The sequence below is a fragment of the Cryobacterium sp. Hz7 genome (assembly GCF_004402815.1).
GTDB lineage: Bacteria > Actinomycetota > Actinomycetes > Actinomycetales > Microbacteriaceae > Cryobacterium > Cryobacterium sandaracinum.
Genome location: NZ_SOFB01000028.1, coordinates 1 through 6,622 on the forward strand (window position 1 = coordinate 1; position 6,622 = coordinate 6,622).

5 protein-coding genes are annotated in these 6,622 nt (G+C 68.9%); 2 read left to right on the top strand and 3 right to left on the bottom strand.

Annotation, left to right across the window (positions count from 1 at the left end; translation table 11 throughout):
* Positions 1-204: hypothetical protein (locus E3N86_RS17160; protein ID WP_206751008.1), on the bottom strand; the 204-nt coding region annotated here is incomplete at its 3' end.
* A gap of 141 nt (positions 205-345) precedes the next feature.
* On the opposite strand from E3N86_RS17160, the gene E3N86_RS07260 reads away from it, so the two are divergent.
* Both E3N86_RS07260 and E3N86_RS07265 read left to right on the top strand, forming a co-directional pair.
* Positions 346-1,719, top strand: a complete 1,374-nt coding sequence (locus E3N86_RS07260; RefSeq protein WP_134511649.1) for an L-serine ammonia-lyase — start codon at positions 346-348, stop codon at positions 1,717-1,719.
* 75 nt (positions 1,720-1,794) lie between these two features.
* Positions 1,795-2,286, top strand: coding sequence for a LysM domain-containing protein (locus E3N86_RS07265; RefSeq protein WP_104193611.1), 492 nt, complete (start codon positions 1,795-1,797; stop codon positions 2,284-2,286).
* A 410-nt stretch (positions 2,287-2,696) separates the two neighbouring features.
* On the opposite strand, the gene E3N86_RS07270 is transcribed toward E3N86_RS07265, so the two are convergent.
* Positions 2,697-3,746 (bottom strand): Gfo/Idh/MocA family oxidoreductase, encoded by a 1,050-nt coding sequence (locus E3N86_RS07270; protein ID WP_134511650.1) that lies wholly within the window; start codon positions 3,744-3,746, stop codon positions 2,697-2,699.
* A gap of 39 nt (positions 3,747-3,785) precedes the next feature.
* On the bottom strand, positions 3,786-6,305 hold the full coding sequence (locus E3N86_RS07275; protein ID WP_241985975.1) for an RNA helicase: 2,520 nt from the start codon (positions 6,303-6,305) through the stop codon (positions 3,786-3,788).
* Positions 6,306-6,622 lie beyond the last annotated feature (317 nt).

Sequence of the window (6,622 nt, forward strand, 5' to 3'; positions counted from 1 at the left end):
CGACGTCGTATCCGGCGTGCCATACACAGCCAGCGACGCACTCAACCCATTCTCCGACAGAGGCGCCGACGACCCCGTATACGTATCCGCCACATCCACAACCGCCACCACGGTAACGGCCGCGTGGGAGGGAGGCAGGCCGACCAGAAGGGTGGCGGCGACGGCCAGACACACGACTGACAGCGTTCGGGGAAACTTCATCATCGGACCCTTTGAGTTGGCCAACGACAGCGCAGGAGCTCGCGCTCTGCCAGCTAGTCTGTACTCATTCGAGGTTCTGTCAAGTTCGTCTCGGCTCATGCGTTTCGCCCCGGCTCTCCGCCGTGGCACGGTTACGCTGGTCGGATGACTGCGTATGTGTCGGCACTCGACCTCTTCTCCATCGGCATCGGCCCCTCCAGCTCCCACACGGTGGGCCCGATGCGGGCGGCGCTCACCTTCGCCGACCACCTACGCGATGCCGGTCTGCTCGCCGACGTGGCCCGAATCGGCTGCTCGCTCTACGGCTCGCTCGGCTCGACCGGACTCGGCCACGGCACGCCCGACGCAGTCCTGGCCGGCCTCTCCGGGCTCCGCCCCGAGACCTGCGACCCGGATGACGTGCGCTCCGCCTGGTCCGGCCTGGCCGACGACGCCGTGCTGATGCTCGGCGGCAGCCATGCCATCCCCGTGCGAAAGGATGACGTGGCCTTCGAGGCGCGCACCCGGCTGCCCGGCCACCCCAACGCGCTGACCCTCACGGCCTGGGGGCACGACGCCGTTCCCCTGCTCGAGGAGACCTGGTACTCGATCGGCGGCGGCTTCATCCGGCGCGACGGCGACCCGTTCGGCCCAAGCAGGGCCGTGCCACAGCCGCGGCAGTACTCCTCCAGCGCCGAACTCCTCGCCCTCTGCGACCTCTACGCCGTCGCAATCTGCGACATCGCCCGCGCCAACGAGGAGACGATCCACGGGGCCGAGGCGCTCGACGTCGGCCTCGACGCGATTTGGAACGCCATGAGCGACTGCGTGGAGTCAGGGCTCGAGGCCACCGGCACCCTCCCCGGCGGCCTTCAGGTCAAGCGCCGCGCGGCGGCCGTGCGCATGCAGCTAGAGGAATATGACCGGCTGCCGTTGCGTGAACGCGATACCTCGACCGAATGGCTGCATGCATTCGCCCTCGCCGTCAACGAGGAGAACGCCTCCGGCGGCCGCGTGGTCACCGCCCCCACCAACGGCGCGGCCGGCATCATCCCCGCGGTCGGCCACTACTACCTGCGCTTCGTGCCCGGGGCGGATGCCGCGGGAATCCGTCGCTATCTGCTCACCGCCGTCGCCATCGGTTCTCTCGTAAAGGCCAACGCCTCCATCTCCGGGGCGGAGGGCGGCTGCCAGGCCGAGGTCGGCTCCGCTTGCGCCATGGCGTCCGGCGCACTCTGCGCCGTTCTCGGCGGCACGCCGCGGCAGGTGGAGAACGCGGCCGAGATCGCGATGGAGCACCACCTGGGCCTCACCTGCGACCCCGTCGGCGGGCTCGTGCAGGTGCCGTGCATCGAGCGCAACGCCATCGCCGCGTCGACCGCCGTGTCGGCGGCCCGGCTGGCCCTGCACGGCGACGGCACGCACCTCGTCTCCCTCGACGCCGTGATCGAAACCATGCGCCAGACCGGCCTGGACATGTCGACCAAGTACAAGGAGACCAGTGAGGGTGGCCTCGCCGTCAACGTGATCGAGTGCTGACATCGCCACTTGCGCCCTAAACTGGACGCATCCGCTCGGGGGCACGAACGGAACTTTCTTCGAGGGGGACATCCGATGAATTCTGCGCGGCCGACAACCACACGTGTCCGGGCGCGGGTCGCTCTGGCCGCCATGCTGCTGCTCCCGCTCGGCCTCGCCGGGTGCGCCGGCGCCCCGGCTCCGGTGGTCACCGCGACGGTTACCCTCACGCCGACGCCCACTGCGACTCCCACGCCCACCCCCACGCCGACCCCCGAGCCCGATGCCCCGGTTGTGCCGAATCCGACTATCACGCCCAACGCCGAGGCCGTGCCCGTGGAGCCGCTGCCCGAGGGCCCGGCCGTCGACCTTGGCGCCAGTACGGGGGCCACCGGCGCCCCGGTCACCGATGGTACGGGCGCCCCGACCAGCTACTCCGTGTTGGAGGGCGACGACTTCTTCGCCATCGCGCAGCGGTTCGACCTACCGGTGCAGCAGCTGTTGCGCATGAATCCGTCGGTGTCGGGTCTCGGTGAGAATATCTACATCCGGGATGTGATCAACCTCGACTGGACCACCACCGGGTAGCGCGCTCAGGGGTACATTCCCAGCTTCTCGATAAGGCTCCGGTAGCCGGCTCGTCAAGGTGGTGACACGCCTCGAACGTCGGGGCGGCACGGCAGTGGGGTTCCCACGATTCTCCGGGCCGAGACCGACGCGGAAGCGGACGCTCCGGATGGCACCGCCATCCACGCGGGAGAGCATTCTCGCGGGACGGTCGGGGCGGCCCTGCAACAACTCCGTTGCGAACGAATTCGGCGGAGATTGTGGCCGGATCGCACCCGGTCACGCCGAAAACGCACTTCTACAGCAGGATCTCCGTCGAATTGGTTCGACACCGGGCACGGCCCTCCCTAAGCGATGGACAGCGTCCACGCGGTAGAGTCGGCCCCGTCCTTCCGGGTGCGCCGCAACGGCGGGGCCGGGACGCACGTGCCTTAGTGCGTCAGCAGGTTGATGCGCTCGATCAGGGTTATCGTGCGCAGCGACTCCCGCGGGTCGACCGGGATCGGAGCCCCACGCAGGATCGCGTCGGCCAGACCGGTGTAGAACGCCGCATAGTTGCCGCGCTCGGTCGGCACCCGGGTCAGCGCGCCGTCCCGTCCGAGTACGCCCCAGGCGGACTCCGGGTCGACGCCGAAACCCGGGTCGGTCGGTCGGGCACCCGCCGCGAGGGCGGTCTCCTGGCCGTCGAGGCCCCACTTGGTGTAGCCCGCCTCGGAGCCGAGGACGTGGAAGCGCGGGCCGACCTGGGCGGCGATCCCGTTCATCCACAGGTGCGAGCGCACCCCCGACCCGTGGTGCAGCGCCACGAAGGTGTCGTCGTCGGCGACCCCACCCGGGCGTCGAATGAGGGTCTCCGCGTAGACGTCGTCGACCGGGCCGAACAGTTGCAGGGCCTGGTCGATCAGGTGGGCGCCGAGGTCGAAGAGCACCCCGCCGCCCTGTTGGATGGTCGCGCCGACCTTCCACGATTTGGTCTGCTCCGGCTTCCACCATTCGAACCGGGACTCGAACCGGCGCACATCGCCCAGCGCCCCCGCTGCGATTACGCCGCGCAGGGTGAGGAAGTCGCCGTCCCAGCGCCGGTTCTGGAACACGGTGAGCGGCAGGCCGAGGCTCACGGCCTTCTCGATCAGGCCGCGGCCTTCCCGGGTTGTCACCGCGAAGGGCTTGTCGACGACCACGGCGAGCCCGGCGTCGAGGGCGGCGTGGGCGAGTTCGACGTGCGTGCCCGACGGTGAGCCGATCACGACCAGGTCCAGGTCGTCCGCGGCGGCGAACAGGTCCTCGGCGGTCGACATCAGGCGCACCCCCGGGTGACGCTCACCGGCCTGCTCGCGCCGCACGGGGTCGCGGGTGACGATCAGGTCGAGCGAGAACTCGGGGTTCGCGCCGAGGAGCGGGCTGTGGAACACGCGTCCGGACGTGCCGAACCCGATCAGTCCGGTGCGGATTGGGGCGACGGATGCTGGCGACTGCGTCATGCTCCCACGGTACTCCCGGTGCGGCTTCCGCCCGGCCCGCTACAGCCGGTCGACGCCGGTGACGCGCACGACGGCGGCGCCCAGCTCGTCGGAGTCGGCCAGGTCGACCGTGGCACTGATGCCCCAGTCGTGGTCCCCCGCCGGGTCGTCGAATATCTGCCGCACGGTCCAGACGGATGCGCCCTCGTTGAAGATGATCAGGTCTGCGCTGCGCGCATTCGCCCCGGTCAGCAGCTCGTCGTGCTCGGCGAAATAGCCGTCCATGGCATCGACCCAGGCATCCGTGTGGAAACCGTGTTCCCGGTCAAGCTCGCCCAGGGCGTCATAGTTCTCGAGCGCGGCCAGCTGCACCCGGCGGAAGAGCTCGTTGCGCACCAGGATGCGGAACGCACGCGCATTGGTGGTCAGGCGGCGGGGCGCGGGCGGCAGCACCGACTGCGCAGCATCCGAGTGCACGGCAAGGTCCGGGTGGATGAGTTCCTCCCACTCGTCGAGCAGGCTCGAGTCGACCTGGCGCACCAGCTCGCCCAGCCACTCGATCAGGTCGAGCAGGTCTTCCGTCTTGGCGTCGTCGGGGATGGTTTGCCGGGCGGCCCGGTACGCATCCGAGAGATAGCGGAGAACGACGCCCTCGCTGCGGGCGAGCTTGTAGAAGGCCACGAACTCACCGAAGGACATGGCCCGCTCGTACATGTCCCGCACGACCGTCTTCGGGCTGAGCTCGAAGTCGGCGATCCACGGCTGGGATTCCTTGTAGGTGGTGAAGGTGACGTGCAGCAACTCCTCGAGCGGCTTCGGCCAGGTGATCTCCTCGAGCAGCGCCATCCGCTCGTCGTATTCGATGCCCTCGCGTTTCATGGCGTTCACGGCCTCGCCGCGGGCCGCGAACTGCTGGCCCATCAGCACCGGGCGCGGGTTGTCGAGGGTGGCCTCGACGATGGAGATCATGTCGAGGGCGTAGTGGCCGCTGCCGGGGCCGGCCACATCGGGGTCGGCGTCGAGCAGGTCGAACGCGGCGAGCGCGAACGGCGACAGTGGCTGGTTGAGGGCGAAGTTGGGCTGCAGGTCGACGGTGAGACGGATGTCCCCGGCCGCGCTTTGCTCCACGATCCCTGCCGCGCGCAGGGTCTTGTAGATCCCGAGGGCACGCCGGGCGTGCGCGAGCTGGCGATTCCAGGGTTCGTGGTTGTCGAAGATCAGGTCGTGGACGTGGGTGAACGCGTCACCGCCGCGCCCGATGACATTGATCAGCATCGCCGCGGTCATCTGCATGCTCGAGTGCATCGTTTCCGGCTCGGCCGCCACGAGCCGCTGGAACGAGGGCTCACCCCAGGACACGAAACCCTCGGGCGCCTTCTTGCGGATGATCTTGCGCTTCTTCTTGGGGTCGTCGCCGGCCTTCTCGATGGCCTTGAGGTTGTCGGTTTCGTGGTCGGGCGCCTGGATGACGACGGTGCCGGCCGTGTCGTAGCCGGCCCGGCCCGCGCGGCCCGCGATCTGGTGGAATTCGCGGGCGTTGAGCTGGCGCATCTTGACGCCGTCGTACTTGGTGAGTGCGGTGAAGAGCACGGTGCGGATCGGCACGTTGATGCCCACGCCGAGGGTATCGGTGCCGCAGATGACGCGGAGCAGGCCGCGCTGGGCGAGCTGCTCCACCAGGCGGCGGTACTTGGGCAGCATGCCGGCGTGGTGCACGCCAATGCCCATCCGGATCAGCCGGGACAGGGTCTTGCCGAAGCTCGTGGTGAAGCGGAACTCGCCGATCAGCTCCGCGATCGCCTCCTTCTGTTCCTTGGTGGCGACCTTGACGCTGCTGAGGGCCTGAGCCCGTTCGAGCGCGGCCGCCTGGGCGAAGTGCACGATGTAGATCGGAGCCTGCCCGGTCTTCAGTAGCTCCTCCACCGTTTCGTGCACGGGCGTGGTCTGGTAGTAGTAGTGCAGCGGAACCGGGCGCTCCACGCCCGTGACGACCGCGGTGGTCCGACGGGTGCGGCGCGAGAGATCGTCGGCGATGAACGTGACGTCGCCGAGGGTCGCCGACATGAGGATGAACTGCACCCCGGGCAGGAGCAGCAGCGGCACCTGCCAGGCCCAGCCGCGGTCGGGGTCGCCGTAGAAGTGGAACTCGTCCATCACGACCTGGTCCACAGGAGTGTCCTCACCGTTTCTCAGGGCGAGGTTGGCCAGGATCTCCGCCGTGCAGCAGATGATCGGGGCGTCGGAGTTGACCGAGGAATCCCCCGTCATCATGCCCACGTTCTCGGCGCCGAAGATCTCCACCAGCGCGAAGAACTTTTCGCTGACGAGGGCCTTGATCGGCGCCGTGTAGAAGGTGCGCTTGCCGGCCGAGAGCGCTGCGAAGTGCGCACCGACGGCGACCAGGGACTTACCGGTGCCGGTCGGGGTGCTGAGGATCAGGTTCGCCCCGGAGACGATCTCGATCAGGGCCTCTTCCTGCGCGGGATACAGAGACAGACCCTGCTCCCCCGCCCACGTTTCGAAGGCCTCGAACAGCACATCCGGATCGGTGACATGCGGGAGGGCGGTGAGAGTTGCCATGATCCTTCGATCCTGCCCTATTCCACTGGGCATCCGCTCCGCGCCCGGCGGCCGGGTCGGAACCGAGCATTGTCTCTCCTCCGGCTGAGCGTGAACACAGGGACGATATGCCCGATCACCGCGGCCGTCACGGGCCGTTGCGGAGGACTCACAGGCCGCAAATCTAAGCTGGCGACATGGCCAGCCGCGACGTTTCCTCGTCCTCACTTCCGACGCCGCCGACGCCTCCTGCGCCCGGGCCGCCGGCCCGATCGGCCCCGGCACGGCTCGGGCGGCCCGCGACGGCCGGCGTGGCCGCCGCCCTGGCCGGCCTCGGC